Annotated in this window: 17 protein-coding genes; 8 read left to right on the top strand and 9 right to left on the bottom strand. The window is 58.3% G+C overall.

Going from position 1 to position 18,484, the window contains the following annotated elements; all coding sequences use genetic code 11:
- Window positions 1-519: a hypothetical protein gene (locus tag ACP7AJ_RS08935; RefSeq protein WP_426059847.1), complete on the bottom strand. Its 519-nt coding sequence runs from the start codon at window positions 517-519 to the stop codon at window positions 1-3.
- Window positions 520-823: 304 nt separating this feature from the next.
- On the opposite strand from ACP7AJ_RS08935, the gene ACP7AJ_RS08940 reads away from it, so the two are divergent.
- Complete coding sequence (locus tag ACP7AJ_RS08940) at window positions 824-1,018, top strand: hypothetical protein (protein WP_426059848.1); 195 nt, start codon at window positions 824-826, stop codon at window positions 1,016-1,018.
- A gap of 57 nt (window positions 1,019-1,075) precedes the next feature.
- On the opposite strand, the gene ACP7AJ_RS08945 is transcribed toward ACP7AJ_RS08940, so the two are convergent.
- From ACP7AJ_RS08945 to ACP7AJ_RS08960, 4 genes are all read right to left on the bottom strand, one after another.
- Window positions 1,076-4,483: a hypothetical protein gene (locus ACP7AJ_RS08945; RefSeq protein ID WP_426059849.1), complete on the bottom strand. Its 3,408-nt coding sequence runs from the start codon at window positions 4,481-4,483 to the stop codon at window positions 1,076-1,078.
- A 161-nt stretch (window positions 4,484-4,644) separates the two neighbouring features.
- Entirely contained in the window at window positions 4,645-6,126 is a 1,482-nt protein-coding gene (locus ACP7AJ_RS08950; protein ID WP_426059850.1) for a hypothetical protein, read from the bottom strand.
- A gap of 141 nt (window positions 6,127-6,267) precedes the next feature.
- A complete protein-coding gene (locus ACP7AJ_RS08955) occupies window positions 6,268-6,678 on the bottom strand; it encodes a hypothetical protein (RefSeq protein WP_426059851.1) in 411 nt (136 codons plus the stop codon).
- An 18-nt stretch (window positions 6,679-6,696) separates the two neighbouring features.
- Complete coding sequence (locus tag ACP7AJ_RS08960; RefSeq protein WP_426059852.1) at window positions 6,697-8,031, bottom strand: hypothetical protein; 1,335 nt, start codon at window positions 8,029-8,031, stop codon at window positions 6,697-6,699.
- 207 nt (window positions 8,032-8,238) lie between these two features.
- On the opposite strand from ACP7AJ_RS08960, the gene ACP7AJ_RS08965 reads away from it, so the two are divergent.
- The 4 genes from ACP7AJ_RS08965 (at window position 8,239) to ACP7AJ_RS08980 (ending at window position 11,479) form a co-directional block, all read left to right on the top strand.
- Complete coding sequence (locus ACP7AJ_RS08965) at window positions 8,239-9,345, top strand: porin (RefSeq protein ID WP_426059853.1); 1,107 nt, start codon at window positions 8,239-8,241, stop codon at window positions 9,343-9,345.
- Between the two features lie 102 nt (window positions 9,346-9,447).
- A complete protein-coding gene (locus ACP7AJ_RS08970) occupies window positions 9,448-9,885 on the top strand; it encodes a hypothetical protein (RefSeq protein WP_426059854.1) in 438 nt (145 codons plus the stop codon).
- Window positions 9,886-10,045: 160 nt separating this feature from the next.
- Entirely contained in the window at window positions 10,046-11,062 is a 1,017-nt protein-coding gene (locus tag ACP7AJ_RS08975) for an NAD(P)/FAD-dependent oxidoreductase (RefSeq protein WP_426059855.1), read from the top strand.
- A gap of 90 nt (window positions 11,063-11,152) precedes the next feature.
- On the top strand, window positions 11,153-11,479 hold the full coding sequence (locus tag ACP7AJ_RS08980) for a 2Fe-2S iron-sulfur cluster-binding protein (RefSeq protein WP_426059856.1): 327 nt from the start codon (window positions 11,153-11,155) through the stop codon (window positions 11,477-11,479).
- Window positions 11,480-11,574: 95 nt separating this feature from the next.
- On the opposite strand, the gene ACP7AJ_RS08985 is transcribed toward ACP7AJ_RS08980, so the two are convergent.
- A complete protein-coding gene (locus tag ACP7AJ_RS08985) occupies window positions 11,575-12,507 on the bottom strand; it encodes a DUF4440 domain-containing protein (protein WP_426059857.1) in 933 nt (310 codons plus the stop codon).
- Window positions 12,508-12,667: 160 nt separating this feature from the next.
- On the opposite strand from ACP7AJ_RS08985, the gene ACP7AJ_RS08990 reads away from it, so the two are divergent.
- A complete protein-coding gene (locus ACP7AJ_RS08990; protein ID WP_426059858.1) occupies window positions 12,668-13,216 on the top strand; it encodes a KdsC family phosphatase in 549 nt (182 codons plus the stop codon).
- 102 nt (window positions 13,217-13,318) lie between these two features.
- On the opposite strand, the gene ACP7AJ_RS08995 is transcribed toward ACP7AJ_RS08990, so the two are convergent.
- A complete protein-coding gene (locus tag ACP7AJ_RS08995; RefSeq protein ID WP_426059859.1) occupies window positions 13,319-13,966 on the bottom strand; it encodes a LuxR C-terminal-related transcriptional regulator in 648 nt (215 codons plus the stop codon).
- 258 nt (window positions 13,967-14,224) lie between these two features.
- Here ACP7AJ_RS08995 and ACP7AJ_RS09000 point away from each other — a divergent pair, with 258 nt between their 5' ends.
- Together ACP7AJ_RS09000 and ACP7AJ_RS09005 are read left to right on the top strand one after the other, a co-directional pair.
- Window positions 14,225-14,881, top strand: coding sequence for a response regulator (locus ACP7AJ_RS09000; RefSeq protein ID WP_426059860.1), 657 nt, complete (start codon window positions 14,225-14,227; stop codon window positions 14,879-14,881).
- A gap of 144 nt (window positions 14,882-15,025) precedes the next feature.
- Window positions 15,026-16,516 (top strand): nicotinate phosphoribosyltransferase, encoded by a 1,491-nt coding sequence (locus ACP7AJ_RS09005; RefSeq protein WP_426059861.1) that lies wholly within the window; start codon window positions 15,026-15,028, stop codon window positions 16,514-16,516.
- A 172-nt stretch (window positions 16,517-16,688) separates the two neighbouring features.
- Here ACP7AJ_RS09005 and ACP7AJ_RS09010 read toward each other — a convergent pair whose 3' ends face one another.
- Together ACP7AJ_RS09010 and ACP7AJ_RS09015 are read right to left on the bottom strand one after the other, a co-directional pair.
- Window positions 16,689-17,735 (bottom strand): hypothetical protein, encoded by a 1,047-nt coding sequence (locus ACP7AJ_RS09010; protein ID WP_426059862.1) that lies wholly within the window; start codon window positions 17,733-17,735, stop codon window positions 16,689-16,691.
- Between the two features lie 300 nt (window positions 17,736-18,035).
- The gene (locus ACP7AJ_RS09015) at window positions 18,036-18,434 is read right to left on the bottom strand and encodes a hypothetical protein (protein ID WP_426059863.1); all 399 of its coding nucleotides are present in this window, start codon (window positions 18,432-18,434) and stop codon (window positions 18,036-18,038) included.
- Window positions 18,435-18,484: the final 50 nt, after the last annotated feature.

Raw genomic sequence — 18,484 nt, forward strand, 5'->3', positions numbered from 1 at the left:
TTAGCTCAGCGCAATTACTGCTTTCCCCACTACTTGCCAGGAACCGTCCGTTTTTTCCAGCTTGCCTGCCGTCAGGTTGGTGATGGTGGTAAACTGCTCAGTGGGCGGTAGTTCGAACGCAAAAAACTCCTTCAGCTCTCGCACGCCGTTCCCAATGATGCGCGACTGGTCGGCCTGGGGACTGAAACAGAACTGGGCCGTGGTAGCGTCGGCGTGGGCCAATGTGATAAGCAAAGGCATCTGCGGCAGCGGGTTGGGGCTGAGCTTGCGGTGCTCGATGCTGGGTACGTCCGGAGCGGGCGCGTAGTAGTGAATTGGCCCGGCAGCGGCTGATGCAGCCGCGTCTTCCAATGCCATCAGGGACTCAACGCGGGCGTCCCGGTCAATTGTCACCTCTTCGGCACTGGCGTCAATTAATTCGTGAATGGAAGGCGGCGCAGAGGCGCTCCACTCAACGGTTTGACCGATTTCCAGAGGCTCGCCGGGGGTGGGCGGCACGGGGGGCTGGGTAGGATTCATAGCGGGACGGGGCGCAGCCGGCGGCCAAGCCGAAGAACGGCTGACCGGCTGGTTAGACTTGGGTTTAGGTTTCGGTTTTCCGCTTGTTCCGGAAGGCTTGGACAACGGCTTTGGCGCCGGCGCCGGTGGGCTTTGCACACTGTGCACCGGCTGCCCCACTGGGGTCTTGGGCACGTTTTCGCCACGTTTGTGCATTGTTGGCTGAGACACCGGGGCCGGAACCGATGCAGCCGGCCCGGCAGCGCTGTCCCTGCCACGCCCCTGAGACGACGACCGTTGCGGCCGAGCCGATGAGCGCGCCCACATGCGTGCGCCCAACACGCCCAGTGCGATGCCCCCCAGCACACCCAATATCCAAGGCCAATTGGAGGCCGGCGCGGGCACCGGGGCGCTGGGTGCCGGCGCCAGACTTGAGTCTGGCACCGGCATAGAATCTTCCAGCACCGACGAGCTTGCCAGGGGCGCTTCGCTAAGCGAATCGGCCGAGGGCTGTGCGTAGGCCACCGGCTCGCTGCCCAGAGCCAGCAAGAGCAACAGCGCTCCTAGCCTAAAGCGACTAGTTGAGCGGCTGCGCGTCATGAAGCACCTTGGATAGCTCATAGAGTGCGTTTTTGAACGGCAGAAAGAACAGCGTTTCGGGAATGGTGTCGCCGTCGCGCAGCACATCGGCGTACTGCTGCCGATAGAGATTAAACGAATCGCCTAGGTGGCGCTCCAAGGTGCCCATCACCAGGCCGGGGTCGTTTTTCACGCCCAGGTCGGCTTGCAAGCGCTTCATTTCCGGGTCCTCGAGCAATAGCTTGAGGCAAGCACGAGCGTTGGTCAACACCGCTTGCTTGATTTCGTCGGTCACCCCGGAGGCTTCGAGGTGGTGCTCGCCTTTATCGGCTTGGGGAATCTCTGGGTCGGGCATGATGCCGATTGGGCGCACCAAGGGCGGGTCTTGCGGAATCTGGCCCGTAGCGAGCACGCCGCCATTGGCTGTGGTTTGCTTGGGGTCGTCGGCGAGCTTAATGCGGAAGTCCGTTGGCACAGTCTGGCCGGTGGCTTTCTCCATAATCAGGCGGGCCAGTTTCTCCACTGGCTGCAGGTTGGAGCCAGCCGCCAGCAAGCGCACGTAGAGGCTGCCACGGCCCGTGAAGCAGAGGTAGCGCGGCAATTGCTGCCCATTGGCTGCTACTAGCTGGGCCACGTGGTAGATTAGCGTACCGAAGTGCAGGTAGAACAGCACACGCAGGTGCTCAGCCCGCAGCAGCCGCTCGCTGAAGCCCAGCAGCTGGTCGTAGTTGAACAGGAAGCTGGCCACGTCTTCCGACCCGAAGTTGTCGGTTCCTTCGGCTACCAGCACATATTCGCGAGCCCGGCGGGCAGCGGGCGAAAGCACGGCGCTTTGCACGCCGGCCACGCCGAAGCGCACAAGGCCGTTGTCTTTAGAGCCGCGCACTTCGGCGCCGCCGTCGCCCCACAGGTCGTTGCCGGCAAAACGGAACGAAGTGCTCAGCACCGGCTTGCGGTCAGCATAAAGCAGCACATCGGTGGTACCGCCGCCAATGTCGATGAAGGCCGCGTTTTCGCCGGGGCCCAGCGTCACGATGTTGCGCCGGGTGAGGTAGTAATACGGGGCCGTGCTCTCCACCATGCAAGGCATGGAGTTAGTGGTGTGGAAAACCTGATGGAACAGCGTGTCCCACTCGCGCTGATAGAGGTTGCGCTGATAAGTTGAGAAGCTCAGCGGGGCAAACCAGGTGATTTGAGTAGCCGCCAGGTTGCCGCCGTTTTGGGCTACTTTGGCGCGGCACAGCAGCAGAATTTCCTGAAAGAAAGCCCGCACGCGGTTGGTGCTGGCTTGGTTCAGGCTATTATCCCACTTCAGGTTGGTGTGGTAGTTGGGCCGGCGTTGCTCCTCGGTGATGATGCCGAAGGCCACGTTGATGTTTCCCAACACGCTCAACTCCTGCGTGGCGTAGTTGGTTGCCTCGTACGTGGCCGTGCGGGCCGGGAAAGCATATGGCGAACTGTCGGCACCAATGATGGGCGGTACGAATTCACGCTCCTGGTACTGCTGCCAGCGCTTAATCTGCACAAAGTTGGCCGGGTCGTCGTCGATGCCGCGGTACAGGCGCTCGTAGGCGGTGCGGTCGGGCTCGGCGGTAGCTTTTTTCAGCAGCGCCACGGGCGTGTCGTGCAGGCCAAAGCTGAAGGGCTTGGGCTCTTGGCCGGGGCTGTCCTGCATGGCCACGTGGGTGTTCGTGGTACCGAAGTCGATGGCAAAGCGGTACTCTTTGGTGCCCTGCCGCACCTCGGGCCAGCGCGGAATTACGAGCGCCGAGCCTGCCGCGGGCGCCGGGTTAATGACCTCCAGGTAATCGAAATGGGTGCCGCGTACTTCGTAGTAGATGCTGCCTTCGTCCTGGCTGGTTTTGACAGTGCGCTCGTAGCGGGTGGCACGCTGGTCGGTGCCAGTTTCGCTCAGCGAGCGGCCATCGACCCAGAATTTCAGGTCCACCTTCTTGGTTACCATGCTCGGGTCGATGTTGTTGGCATCCACGAGCATGATTTTATAGAAGTCGTTGTACTGAGGCGCATCCACCAGCTTCACGAAGGGGAACACCGACAGAGCCACGTTGGTCACCAGCAGGCGACCCAGGTTATCGCCCTGGGGGTTGGGGTAGTAAGCCCGCTCGTAGTCCACAAAGTCGCCGCTGCCCACGGGCACGCGCAGCCTCACCCGCACACAAGCCGGGTCCAGCTCCATGCTCAGGTGCTCGGCCAAGTCCTGGGGCGTGAAATAGTCAAAGTAGGCCGGCTTGATGGGCAGTAGCGGCCAGGTGCTGGGCTTAAAGCCGGGCGATATTTTCAAGTACCCGCAGTGGAAGCGTGCCTCATCTACCTCATAAGGCACGGTGAGCAGGGCCTCCTCCAGCAAGTCATTCACGGTCAAGTACGGGTACGGCAGTTCGGGGCCGGGCAGGGTGCGTTCCTTCAGCGGGCGGGCATCGGCTGCGGGCACAATGGCGCCGCTATCGGCAAACATCGTTTCGTTGAAGTAGCGCTTGCCTACGGCTTTTAAGCCGGGACGCAGCACGATGGGCAGCGGACCGACAACGCCTGTGCGGCTGGGCCGGATAAACAGGTCGGAGTTGCGCACGGTGCCCTCGTCGGGGCGCACGCGCAGCAGCACACCGGCCACGTCAATCTGATTGTTCGAGGCATCGGTGAGCACCGGGAAGTTGCCGAGGTTGGCACTGCCTTCCATGGCCCACTTTTGCAGAATGCCGCGGTCGAGGGTGTCACGCACCAGCGGGGCCAGGGCCATCAGGGCCGGGTCGCCTACAAACTGCTGATAAACGAAGTCGCGGAACGCGGCCTCGCGGTTGCCCAGCGAAACGTACTGGTTATCGAAGTAATAGCCACCACCCTGGGGACGCTGCACCGGCAGAGCCTTCACGTTTGGCGCTGGGAAAAACAGCGTGAGCGGCGAGGTGCCGCCAATGAGCTGGGGCACGCCGTTGGCCCCGGGGAAGTAGATGAGGTGCATCTCGGTCAGCTTCGCAAAGCGGCCGTCGAGGTACAGGCTTAGCACATCGGCTAGGGGGCGGGTGGCAGGGTTGGCGCGCAGGCGGGCCAGCTCTTCGTCCTTGTGCCAGGCCCGAATTTGCAGGCGCTGGCTGGCCAGCTTGCGCTGGTGGTAGTTGAACACCATTTCCCACACGTCCCAGAAGTGACTCACGAGCTGGTGGTACACCGAGTCCTGATTGCCACCGCCCTGACCCACAAAGCGGAGGGCGGTTTCGACCAGGTGCATGCGGGCAAAGGGGGATGGAATGGAAACCGCCACTTTGGCGGCGCGGCCGCCTTGCGGGTCCATCAGACGCTCCACCTCGTGGGGGCCAATTTTACCAGTCGGGCCCCAACCCTCATGGGTGCTGGAGCCGGTATCGTGCAAACGCAGGATTTTAGCCATTTTTTGGATTACAAACGAACCAGAACATCATGCTGAGCGGAGCCGAAGCATCTCACCTTGGGAGTAATCAATGCTACTACTGCAACGAAGCGGTAGAGATGCTTCGGCTCCGCTCAGCATGACATTCTATGTTGTACTTTAAATTTGATTGTTTAGAGTGGCTACGAATACTGAAGTTTCTTATTCAGAATCTCGCCCGTCGCGTCTTCAAAGGCTTTCACAACCCAGCGCAAAGCTTCGTTTTCGGTGGGGTTGTTCAGCGTGGCTTTGCCCACGGCCTTCGTCAGTTCGTCGCGGAAGTAGCCGGGCGTGATGCCTTTGTTGAAGATGCCGGTTTCAACCGTTTTATCGGCCACCATTTTGTTGAAGTCCATCTCCTCGGCACGGATGGCGGTGTAGCGGCGCTGGTTGACGCCCAGTTCGCGAATCCACTCGTTGTAGTCGCCAAAGAAGTCGTTTAGCTCGCGCAGGGCGCGGTTGTTGCGCAGCTGAGCCGATAGGTTGCCGGCTTCGTAGTACGGCGCCTTGGCGTCGTCGGGCGTGTGCTTAAGGAAGTAGCGGGCGAAGTAGTGCAACTGAATCAAGGGGCGGGCTACTTCTTGACGTAGGTCGCTGGGCAGCTGGCCGAAATCTACTTCGGGAGCATCGGCTTTAAGGCCATATTCGTGGTAGAGGGGCTGGCCGGCGTCGAGCTGGTTGTCGGGCAACTCCATGAAATGCGGCACCGAAAGGGCGCCCAGCAGCTCCAGCAAGTGAGCTTGGTTGCGCTGCTCGGCGCGGCCGGGGTGGTTGGCCAGAGGCTGGCCGGGTTGGTCGCCGAGGTAGTACATGGCCTCCAGGCCTTGCAGGTTGTCGGCGTAGTACGAGAGGGCCGTTTTGGTCTTCGTGATGAAGGTATTGGAATCGATAAAATCCTGGCCGGCCGCTTTCTCATCCACCGAAGGCTCCTGCAGCTTGAAATAAGGCAGCATGACCAGGGCACCGGCTTTCATGCGGCGGCGCACTTCGGGGTGGGCCAGGGCCGAATTAGAGTCGCGCAGGTTTTTCACCAGCAGCGGGAAGCCTGCCGCGCCGGTACCCCCAAATATGGAGCTGATGAAAAAAGCGCGGTCGCCGTCTTGCAGGCTCTGGGCGAGGTAGCGCATCTCCTTGGACTGCACCACGGCGTTGAGCACCACCGAGCCCACGTTGGGCGAGCCACGAAAGCCCACGTCGAGGTTGGCCGCGAGGCTGTCTTGCGTGAATAGCAAATCGACCAAACCCTGTGTTTCCACCGAGAGGTCGTTGTATTTCAAATAGTCGCGGAAGGGCTGGCTGATGCCGCCGAAATCGTACACAAACGAGTCGCGCAGCTCTTCGCCACCCCCACTCGTGTTCAGGTGGGCCAGCGTGTTCATTGGCTGGCTGAAGAAGCCCTCTTTTTCCTTCTGGCCATCGCCGTACAGGGCTTCATGAATGCGAGCGTAGCGCTTGAGCAACGCCACGGTGCGGGTCACGTCGCCGTTCTGGGTATCAGGGTCGATGAGGACGGGAATTACCTGGTCGCAGTTGGGAATGCGCACGCCCGAGGCCAACAGCATGGTGAGGGAGCGCAGCACGCGGGCCCCGGTGCCGCCCACGGCGAAAATGAAGAGTTTAGGCATTGGTTATCTCAAGTAGCTTATAGAGGAGCTGTCATCCTGAGCTTGCGACTGACCTAATTAGGCCAGCACAACTTGCAGTAAACCTAAGTTGCGCAGACGTGACAAGGTCCTTCGCAAGCTCAGGATGACAGATAAGGAAAATTAAAACGGCCCCACAAACGGCGTAGTGCGCGCGTAGGTGCTCCAGCGCTTCAGCAGCACCGAAAACAGCAGGAACCACAGGGCAGCCACCAGCATGTTCACCACCATGAAATAGCCGAGGTAGCTGCTGGACTCAGCGCCGTGGCTCTTGCTCAGCGAATTGGCCAGAAACGTGCCCAGGCCGGCGGCCAGCCCCAGGGTCAGCACCCAATGCGTGGTGCGGAACATGCCGGTGCGCAGGGCCGAGTTGAAGACATAATAGAACAACACGACTAGCAGCAGGGACACCCCCAGCGTGCTCCACCCCACAAGCGAGAACAAGTCAGTCTTATACAAGCCGAAGTCGGCAGGGCGCTGGCTTTGAAAGATGGAAATCAGAGCCGAGTACAGGCTAGTGAAGAAGGTTTGCATAGAAGAGCAAGCGGGTTGTTAGTCTTTTTTAAGGGGAAGCTGAACCGTGAAAACGGGCGGTAACGGAGTTGGATACGATTGGCGCACACCGGCTAGAATCTGGTCGAGGCCGAAGGTGCGCGGGGCGGGGGTGTTGTCATTGGTCGTCGACCAAGCGGCTACCCATTCCGGCGTTTCCGGGGCGGGCAGAGCCAGGCTGAGGGTGGCCGTGGCGCTGGCCAGCTTGCTTACCCGCAGGCGCATCACGTGGGTGTAGGGTGCCAGCACCGGCTGGCCGCTCTGCTCTTCATCGGTGAGGGGGCGCACCGAGTTGGGCACCAGAGAGGCCTGGCCGTTGGGCAGGCGCACCTGCATATGTTGGGCCAAAAATGCGGGTTTCTGCCACGCGGCAGGCAATTCCCTTAAATTTACACCAACCGAAAAGTCCACGGGGCCATCGGAAGGGTTAAGCGTCAGGCCGTTGTTTTCGGCGTACACAGTGCCGCCGCTCGGCTTTAATTTCGGGTCGGTAAGCTTGGTAAGCAGGGGCGCAAAGGCGGGCGTGTCGGTTTTCAGGCCGAAGAAGGCCTGCTGGGCCGGCGCGTTCTTAAACACCTCGGCCGTGTAGCGGGCCACCAGCGCGGGCGGGCCAATCACCCACACGTAGTAAGGCACTTTCTCACCGTTGAGCGTGCGCTTGGTCATGGGCGTTTTCACGGCTGGGTGGTAGGTGCCGTAGAAGCGCGAAGCTTCGCCAAACACGGCCACGGCCAGCTGCTTCTGGCTCACGGGTGCTATGGAGGTGCGAATCAGGTTGGGCAGCTGAGAAAAGTCCGACTTGCGGGCCGGGCCATAAATAAAGTCGGAGATAACCACACTCACCTGCTGCGTGGCCTGCGGCATGTTGAGAATGCCTTCCAGCATCTGCGGCAGCTCGGTACCGAGGGCGGCTTGGTTCACTTCGCCCTGCACCACATCGCGCAGCTGCTGAAACGGCACGGCCCGGGGCGCGGCGTTTTCGCACAGGTAATACTTGCGCTCGGCTATTGCCGAACTCACCTGGGTTTCAGTGATGAGCGCGCCAATGCGCTGCTGAAATTCCGTGGCCGGCTTGTCGGCGCCACCGCGGGGCACAAAGCCTTTTATGCCGCCTGAGTACTCCAAAAATACATTTACCCGCAGTGGAGCCACTTCGGCCGCAGCCGGGGCGGTAGCGGCGGTTTTGGTCCCCCTGGCAGTGCTGCCCGTTTTGGTATCGGCGGGTTCTGAGCTGCAGCTGCCCAGTAGTGAAATCGTCCCAAAAAACACCCCGGCAAGCCGGAAACAACGAAAAAGACGTGAAGCGGGCTGCCCCACGGAAACGGATATCGGCATAGGTAAAGCGCTAGGCAAGGTTTTGGCACGAAGTATAGGCATTACGCAGCGAAATGCCCTGCGGCCGATAACCACAGCAACTAAACGCAACAGCTGCGCCGGTGGTACATGGATTGGGGCAGGCCCACGAAATTTTTATAAAGTTGAGCTTAAAGCGAGACCCACAATGCGAGCAAATGGCCATTACTAAACCACCTTTGTCTTGATATGAAGCAACTTTTTACTTTCCTTTTGGTGGCGGCCACCGCGGTGGCGCGGGCCCAAACGGCCCCTCCTACCGATTCCCTTTCCTCTACGGCACCTGCTCCCAAGCCATTCACCTTCTACGGTGCGGTTGATGCTTATTACGGCTACGACTCTGGGAACGATGTCTCGAACTTCCGGCCAGAATTCCTCTACTCGCACAACCGCCAGAACGAGTTCAGCGTGAACCAAGCCGTGGTGGGCGTGCGCTTCAACAACGAGCAGGTGCGCGGCGCCCTGGGCCTACACGCCGGTTCGTACGTAGAGGCCAACTACGCCGACGAGGACCCCACGTTCCGGCACCTCTACGAAGCATATGCCGGGTTTCGACCCTTCAAAAAAACCTGGCTCGATGTCGGCATTTTCACTTCCCACATCGGCTTCGAATCGGCCATCAGCAAGGAGAACTGGACGCTAACCCGCTCCCTCATGGCCGAGAACTCGCCTTACTACGAAGCCGGAGCCCGCTTTACCTACGAAGTCGACCCCAAACTGACCCTGACAGCGCTTGTGCTCAACGGCTGGCAGAACATCCGCGAAACCAACGAAAACAAAGCCCTCGGCACCCAGATTCAGTGGAAGCCCAGCGACAAGCTTCTCATCAATAGCAGCACGTTTTCTGGCATCGAAGGGCCCTTTGGCAGTGCGCAGTACCGCCGTTACTTCCACAATTTTTACTTCACCTATGCCCTCACCAGCCACCTGAGCGTAGCGGGGGTATTCGACGTGGGCAAGCAGGAAACCGCGGTTTATGGCAAGTACGACACCTGGCACACGGGCGCGGCGTTCCTGCGCTACCAACTGGCCGATAAATGGTTTGCCACTGCCCGGGCCGAGTACTACGTGGCCGAGCGGGGCGTAATTATCAACAGCAGCACGCCCGCTTTTGGCGACGCCGACTTTCGGGCCGGGGGAGGGTCCCTCAACCTCGACTATGCCCCCACTGCCAATGTGCTGCTGCGGCTGGAAGGACGCTACCTGCAAGGCCGGGCGCCCGTGTTTTCGCGGGTCGAAAATCCTTCGGCCAACAGCTACGGCAATTTGACCTCCAGCGTCGCTATTTCATTTTAGTTGGGGGCGCGAGTAATGCAACCTCGCTAGGTAGTAATATTGTAGCTTCCTTGAGCCTTACGTATTAATCGCGGCTTGAGCTGCTATGTCTTTGTTGCTTTTATGCGTCTTATTGCTTTCCGCCCCGAATACCAGCTTACGGTAGAAAATGAAAAAAACCGGCTTTTTTACCAGAATTTCCTGCAAATGCAACAAGCTACCTGCCTCCCTCACTATATCGAAGACTGGAAGGCTGCTTTGGCGGAAGTGAGCCCTGGATTCAGTATTCTAAGCGACATGCAGGTGGTTAACCAAGCCAGCCAAACCCTCCGGGTCAAGTTCCAGGCCGTGGAGCAGCTTATCGTGCAGCGGGGCGTGAGCGTGGTGGCCGAAGTGCACGTGCCCGGCCTGCCCACCCGTCGCTCCTGCGACGAAGTGACCACGAGCCAGGTAATGCCGGTGCGACAGTTTCTTACTATTTGGGAAGCTGCCCAGTTCCTGGACGACATTGACGCCACAGCTGATGAAAGCACCCAAGTTTTGATTGCCTCGGCAACCTGAGCGCAAAGGGCTTGATAAAAGCCAACGATTTGGCCGTGCCGGTTGTTATAAACCGGGTCGCCGTTGGCAGCCCCGGCCGCGAACCGTACCTTTGCCGAACGGCTTCCTCACGGTTGCGGTCGCTTTTCACCAAGCGCTTATTCAGGCACTTATTGCTATTATGCCCAACGTAATTTCCACGGATATCTGCATCATCGGGGCCGGCCCGGTTGGTTTGTTTGCAGTTTTTGAAGCCGGATTGCTCAAGCTCCGCTGCCACGTCGTCGACGCCCTGCCTCAGCCCGGGGGCCAGCTTTCTGAGATTTACCCCAAAAAGCCGATTTACGACATTCCGGGCTTCCCCGAAATCCTGGCCGGCGACCTAGTGGATAACCTCATGAAGCAGATTGAGCCCTTCCATCCCACCTTCACGCTCGGCGAGCGGGTGGAGCGGTTTGCCAAGCTCGACGACGGCTCCTTCCAGCTCTACACCACCGACGGCACTGAAGTGCTCTGCAAAGCCGTGGCCATTGCCGGCGGCCTGGGCTCGTTCGAGCCGCGCAAGCCTGCCGTCGAAAACCTCGAGCAGTTTGAGGGCGGCAAAGGCGTGCACTATATGGTGCGCGACCCCGAGTACTTCCGCAACCAGAAGATTGTCATCGCCGGCGGCGGCGACTCGGCCCTGGACTGGACCAACTTCCTCGCCAACGTGGCTTCTGATGTGACCCTGGTGCACCGCGGCACTACCTTCCGCGGCGCCGCCGACTCGGCCGAGAAAGTGAAAAATCTGGCTGAAGCCGGCAAAATCAAGCTGGTGCTCTCCAGCAATGTCACCCACCTGCACGGCAACGGCAAGCTGGCCGAAGTGACCATCACCGGCAACGACGGCACGGCCTCTACCGTGCCGCTCGACCATTTTATCCCGCTGTTTGGCCTCACGCCCAAGCTTGGCCCCATCGGCGAGTGGGGACTTGAGCTGACCGACGACGCCATCGTGGTCGACACCCTGGACTATAGCACCTCGCTGCCCGGCGTGTACGCCATCGGCGACATCAACACCTACCCCGGCAAGCTCAAGCTCATTCTTTGCGGCTTCCACGAGGCCGCGCTCATGTGCCAGGGCGCCTTCAAATACATTTACCCCGACAAGAAGTATACCCTTAAGTACACTACGGTGAACGGGGTGCCTTCTATGTAATTGGTTATTCGTTGGCCGTTGTCGGTTGTCGGGTCGTATTTGCGGCCTGTTTCAACCAACAGCGGCCAACTAGCAACCGCCCACAACCCAATGACTGAAGACATACGCATCTACGTCGAGGATGCCCCCGGCCAACGCACCGAGCTCATTGGCCCCACCGACATGGGCCTGAGTTTGATGGAACTGCTCAAAGCCAGCGGCTATAACATCATGGCCACCTGCGGAGGCATGGCCCTGTGCGCCACTTGCCACGTGGAAGTGCTGGCGGGCCCTGCCCTCCCGGAGGCCGGCGACGACGAGCTGGACATGCTCGAAACCCTGCCCGTGGTGCACGTTGGCAGCCGCCTCAGCTGCCAGATTCGCCTCACCCCCCGCACCGACGGGCTGGTGGTGCGCTTGGCGGCCACAGGCGCCTAACACAACCTTTATTTTGAACTAAGAGAAAGCCCCCATCTACCTGTAGATGGGGGCTTTCTCTTAGTTCGCAGCTTATCTAAATGCTCGTCGTAACGCTAATTAGAAGGCGTGGAAGGCAACTGCCCCGATGCTGGCTCCTTATCGGGCGCAGGGGCCGCTACGGCATCCTGGGCGCCAGGCGTAAAATTGAAAACCTCCAGCACCACACGCCAGCCGTCAACCGCTTCGCGCCGCCAGATACGCAGGTAGCTGCCGTTTTCTTCGGGATGCTTCGTGCCAGCGGGGCGGGTTAGGTTGCCTACCACGTAGCCTAGGTCGCCGGATGCGGCCAGGTACCCGGTCACGGGTGTGAAGAGGTAGCTGCCGTCCAGATTTTTCATGTTGGCGGCGGCGGCAGCGCCTTGCATCATCGATAAGCCCGGTCGGTAGAGGCGGGCTTCGGAGCTCAGGTATTGCTGGTAGGTAGCCCCCGGCTTTAGCTGCTGGGCAATGGAAAATTTACGGTCGATATCAAGCACAATATTCGAAGGCGCTGTGCTCGGAGTGGCTGCCGCAGGCAGCAGGTGCGGCTGCGGCACGTTGGCCGTCTTTGTGGGGGCCGTGCCAATGCGCTCAATGCCCATATCTACCACAAACTTCCACTTGCCATCGGGCTGCTTGCGCCACACGGTCACGTATTCGCCGGAGGTGTGAGGCTGGTTGTTCTTATAAGCCGTCCAAGGGCCGGTGGTGTAGCCTAAGTCGCCCCCCTGGGCCACATCGGCCAGCACCGGGTACCGAGACTGATAATTGCCAGCCTGCGAGGTGCGCGCCTTCCACACCTCTTGTGCGTTGGCCCACTTGCCTTCGTTTGTAACCAGTGCCGTTGGCGCGCTGTGCGCCAAAAGAGCAGCTCCTGTGCCCGCTTGTGCAGACTGTGCAGCAAAAGCTGTTTCGGCAGCAATTACTGCTTCCCGCACGACCTGCGCACGACCTGCAAAAGGTACTAACAGGGCCATAATCGCCCCCATAGCCAACTGATTCTTCATAAGATACAAGGGTTATAGTTTATCTATGCTAAGATACGATTTCCGGGATAATTATAATTAGAATCCAATTTCGGTTTGCTTATCCGTGCCGTTCTTGCAGACTAATTAACATAGTCCGGCTTCTTTTACTGACCTGTCTTTCCCGCTTCTTCCTGATTGTATGAAACTAGCTGAACTCACCGCCCGCGCCCGGCGCATTCGTTTGGTACTCACCGACTGTGATGGCGTCCTGACCGATGGGGGGGTGTATTACTCCGAACGTGGCGAGGAAATGAAGCGCTTCAGCATACGCGACGGCATGGGCGTAGTGCGCCTGCGCGAGCACGGCATTGCCAGCGGCATCATCACCGGCGAAGTGTCGCCTTCGGTGCGTACCCGGGCCGCCAAACTCCAGATTGAGGAGCTTCACCTGGGCATCAAAGATAAACCGGCCTGCCTGCAGGGCATTCTGGACCGCACAGGCTTGAAAGCCGACGAGATAGCCTTCATTGGTGATGATACCAACGACATCGAAATCCTTAGCTGCGTGGGTTTTTCCGCCTGCCCCGGCGACGCCACCCCTTTTGCCCGCGCCGTAGCCGATTTTCACTGCCAAACCCCCGGAGGCCACGGCTGCTTTCGCGAGTTGGCCGAGTTCATTATTGCAGCCCAACTGGGAGGCATTGACTCTCCTAAAACCGACTCTCCTAAAGAGGAGGCAAGCGAGTAGAGGGTGAGGCTAAATTAGCGAGGCTGCTCTGCTATGTCATTGTAGCTGGGCAGCCCCTTGTAGTAGTACCCAGCCCTAGCTTTCCATACATAGTCAAGCCTCCTATTCGGGCAGCAGGCCCTGGCGTGCGGCGAGCTTGATGAGGGCGGCGGTGTTCTTGGCCTGGGTTTTGGCGATGATGTTCTGGCGATGTGTTTCGATGGTGCGCTTGCTGGTGAAGAGCTTGGTAGCGATTTCAGCATTGGTCATGCCTTCGGCTACCAAGCCCAGCACTTCTATTTCGCGCTTGCTCAAGCCCAAAGCCGCGCGGGCCTCATCGCTAGCACCCGGATTGCCCATAAAAAGCCGGCCCAGGAGCGCCACCCCGATGGAAGAGCACAAGAACCGTCGGCCCGCGGCCACGGTTGAAACCCCGTACATAAGCTCGGCGGGCAACACATTTTTTAGCACATAGCCGTGCGCTCCCAAGTCAAAGCTGCGCGCCACGTAATGTTCGTTGGTCAGTTCGCCGCGGGCCAGCACGCGCAGTTGCGGGTATTGTTCGCGCAGGGCAGGAAGCAGGGCAAAGACGTCGGGGCCCGGCAAGCTGAGGTCGAGCAAGACCACAGTAGGCGCAGCTTCGGCCAGCTGCGCCAGCAGTTCTTCGCCGGTACCTGCTTCGCCTACTACTTCCACTCCCGCTACTCCTGTATCCTTACGTAGCGCCTCGCGAGTGGGAGAATGGCCATCGGTGAGGAATAAGCGAATCATAGGTTTGACCAGCAGGCAGGAATGATAAAAGATATTAATTCATCGGTTTAATGCAGGTAAACCGGCTTTAATCAACCCGAAATTACATGCATCAGAGACCTCCGCTGAAAGCTTTGTTACAAAAGCCGTATAAATCCCTGTTAAAGCAGAGCTAACATCTCCTCTTATCGTACAAATACGTAGTAGGGTTTTTCATATACCCAGGGAAGTTCACCTTGTCTTCCGCAATCGTTTTAATAACTCCTTTTTCACTTAGCTATGACCCGTATTCTGCTTGCTGACGACCATACCATTTTACGCGACGGCATCCGGGCACTTCTTTCGGCCGATGCTGACCTTGACGTGGTGGGCGAAGCCAGCAACGGTGCCGAGGTCCTGTCCATTCTCGAAACAACTCCGGTGGATGTGGTGCTTATGGACGTGCAAATGCCCGTCCTCGACGGCTTTGCTACCGTGCCCGAAATGCACCAGCGCTTCCCAGAAGTAAAAGTACTGGTGCTGACTATGCTCGACCACGAAAACTATGTATCGCGCATGTTTGAAGCCGGAGCAATGGGCTATGTACTTAAAAATGCAGCCATTAGTGAAATAACTTACGCCATCCGCACGGTAGCCGCCGGCAACCAATTCCTGTGTACAGAAATTGGCCTCGGCATGCTCAACAAGGCGGTAAATCGGACTTCTATCATTCACCCCGACGACAATGGCGGCCACGTTGGGGCCGAGCTGACTACCCGCGAGCTGGAGGTGCTCAAGCTCATTGCCGAAGGCATGACCAATGGTGAAATTTCCGATAAGCTCTTCACCAGCAAACGCACCATCGAAACCCACCGCCAGAACATCATCGCCAAAACCCAGGCCAAGAACACCGCCGCCCTCATCAAGCTCGCCGTAAGCCGGGGCTTAATTTCGTAAGGCTTTCCCCAATACTTTTGGCCGAAAACCGCTTGGTGGGAGTACGTATAAAAGCGGGTTTTGCCTGGCGCTAGACTTTTAACTTGTTTTGCCGCCACCGGCGCTTCCTTTGTGGCACAGTTTAGCCAGTTGCTGTCCCAACTCATGAACCCTGCCCCGCTTTCCGGTCTCTACACCCCTTCGCTTGCCCTCGTCACCGACTTGTACCAGCTTACCATGGCCTACGGCTACTGGCAGCAGGGCATGCAGGACCGGGAGGCAGTGTTTCACCTCTACTTTCGCAAGGCGCCTTTCCAAGGGGGCTACGCGGTGGCGGCCGGCCTGGCCCTAGCCGTAGACTGGGTCGAAAACCTGCATTTCTCGGAAGACGACCTGGCTTACCTCGGCAGCCTGCGCGGCAGCAAGGGCAGCGCCCTGTTTCCCACCGATTTTCTGGAGTACCTGCGTGGGCTAAAATTCACCTGCGACATCGATGCTGTACCCGAAGGCACTGTGGTGTTTGGCAACGAGCCCATTATGCGGGTGCGGGGGCCGCTACTGCAGGCCCAGCTGCTGGAAACGGCCCTGCTCACGCTCATCAACTTCCAAACGCTGGTGGCTACCAAGGCCGCCCGCATCCGCGAAGCCGCCGGGCCGAGCGACCAGGTTTTGGAGTTTGGCCTGCGACGAGCCCAAGGGTTCGATGGCGGCCTGGGCGCCAGCCGCGCTGCTTACCTCGGCGGCGGCGACGCTACCAGCAACCTGCTGGCCGGGCAGCGGTACGGCATTCCGGTACGCGGCACCCATGCCCACAGTTGGGTGCAGGCGTTTGGCGATGAAACGCAGGCGTTTTCGGCCTATGCGCAGGCCTTCCCCGACGACTCGGTGTTTCTGGTCGATACCTACGACACGCTGGAGGGCGTGCGCCGCGCCATTCACGTGGCCCGCGAGATGCGCGCTAACGGCCACGAGCTGGCTGGCATCCGCCTCGACTCCGGCGACCTGGCCTACCTTAGCCGGGAGGCCCGCGCCGTGCTCGACGAGGCCGGGTTTACGAAAACCCGCATTGTGGCCAGCAACGACCTGGAGGAAAACCTAATCACCAGCCTTAAGCAACAAGGCGCCCGCATCGATACGTGGGGTGTGGGCACGCAGCTCGTTACGGCCTACAACCAAGCGGCCCTCGGCGGCGTGTATAAGCTGGCCGCCCTGCGCAAAGCCGACGACTCGGGCTGGGACTTCACCCTCAAGCTCTCGGAGCAAGTAGCCAAAACCAGCATTCCGGGCATTTTGCAGGTGCGCCGCTACCTCAACGAGTACAGCAAGCCGCGCGCCGACATGCTCTACAATACCGCCGAGCCCCTCCCCGACCAACTCATCATGGTTGACCCGCTCGATGCCACCCGCCGCCTGCTCGTCAAGCCCGAAACCAAGTTTCGCGAATTGCTGGAGCCGGTTTTCCGCCAGGGCCAGCGCGTGCTCGAGTTGCCTACCCTCACCGAAAGCCGCGCGCACGCCCAGCGCGAAGTACAAAGCCTGGACCCCAGCATCCGCCGCTTTCTTAACCCGCATACCTACCCTGTGGGGCTGGAAAAGACGCTGTATGACTACCGTACGGAGTTGATTTTGGAGAAGCGGCCGGTGCGGGGAGCGTAGCGGCACGCACTTCTTGTAACGGAGAGAATAATTAAAGACCCGGCCCGGAATCAGATGACCTCCCCGTAACTGGTGATACCAGTGCGAGAAGGCCATCGAATTAGGGCCGGGCTGACGTTGCTTCTACCAAGCTGGCAAGCACGGCTGATTGCTTATTGGTGGTTGCAAAGCATCAATTCAAAGCCTTCAACCGATTGATTAAAGACGGGCGGTACCCTAATACTGCCTTTGCTTCGTCGGCGGTCCACCCCAGTTGCCGCACCACGTCGGCCCGGTCTTTCAGGCCGCGTAAGTAGTCAATATCTACTAGAAAGCGATACGGACGGTGCAGGTACTCTGTGTCGGTGTCTTCGGCTTTGTGCCGCAGGGCGTAACGACGTACCCGCCAAGGAGCAGTTTTCGCTACCGGTCCCTTAGCGGCTTCCTCCAACATCAACCCCGGCAGGTGGGTAAACACCCCGTTTAAGTTGGCCACGATATCGGCCAGCACCTTGCGCGGCCCCCATATATAAGTGGGGTCGTCGGGGGAAATGTACTCAAGCGGATTTTCCAGCGGCAACCGGCGCAGGCCCCGCAACAGAATCCCTCCATGGATACCTTTTTGGCGGTCACCAAAGGTCAGGTCTAGCCCGTCGGCATCGTTAAAAAACCATTTGCCGAACTCCATCTGCCCGCTCTTGCCGTGCGGATACGGGTCGAGATGGCCTTTGCGCCGGTAATAAAACTCCAGCTCTGTGATTTGATACCGCTGCTTGCCTACCCGCAGCAGCAGGTGGTTTTGCAGCAAATCGGCCATTTGTGCCATCATCAAATCCACATCCTCGGTTGCGGCGTCGTGAATTTGCTCCATCAAATACCGTAATTGCTCCAATGCTAATTTGTTGGGCCGTGTTTTCTGCGCGAGCATCAGGCAAAATTCGGAGGCGTAAGGCACACCAGCTTGCACCAGTTTGCGGGTATTGCTAAGCCGATGGGCAAGCCCGTCATACGGTAAATGCCATAAAATGTACCCTGTGCCACTGTCGCTGGAAATCGCATCAATGGCTTGGAGCATTTCATCCAAAGAAGCTTGGCCGGTCAACCAAAACTTATCCCAAACGAACTCTAAATACGTGCTAACAGCTAGTTGTAACTTGGGCAAAATTTGCTCAGCAGGCATATTAGCCAGCTTTGCTATTTGTATTTTTTCGTGAATAGGAGACGTTATTTCAAATAACATAGTTTGATAATGAGAAGATGGAATGCAATGATAAGCGCCCTTCACTGCTTTTCCTAAAAGTTAACCTCCCATTTCCTACGTGACTGCTTGTTGATTATAAATACATTACCCCAGTGCAAACTTATTGATAAATAATATTTTGATAATTTAATTATAAATCAAATTCGAAGATGTGGTTATCCAGCGCTGGACATCTGCCAATTGTAGAATAGAGCGTTCGCGCACTGTACCCGTTTGATTCTGGAGAAGCGGCCGGTGCGCGGGGCGTAGATGAGTCCCCAGTTAATTAAAGTTCCATTCTCACCAGAAATGGAAGCCTTGGCTATTCAGCTCAATCCTGTCTTTTTCATCGAGCCCCATGACCACATAATCTTCATGAGTTATTGTTCCGAGAAGAAGTATGTCTTTCTGATAAAACGCAGGGTCTTCTGAATCGTAATTATCCCAATCCTTGTACGTTTTGCTTTTTATCTCAGCAATTACCTCTGGTGTCAACAAAAAGCGGTGAGTAGCTGCATAAGGCCTATCAATATGCTGGGGCAAAGGCACTGCTGCAGCGGCTAGTACATCCGAAAAGGGTGTTTCTGAGAATAAACGGCTTACTTCCAAATGTGTCGCATTCCCAATAGTTCTATCCAGCAACGAATGCCACGCTTTTTCAGGGAGCTGGCCGAAGTTATCGTGACAATAGTATTTCATTTTCGTTGTTTAGCAACCCGCCCTACGCTCATCCTGAGCTTGTCGAAGCA

The organism is Hymenobacter sp. B1770 (genome assembly GCF_049896385.1).
Taxonomy (GTDB): domain Bacteria; phylum Bacteroidota; class Bacteroidia; order Cytophagales; family Hymenobacteraceae; genus Hymenobacter.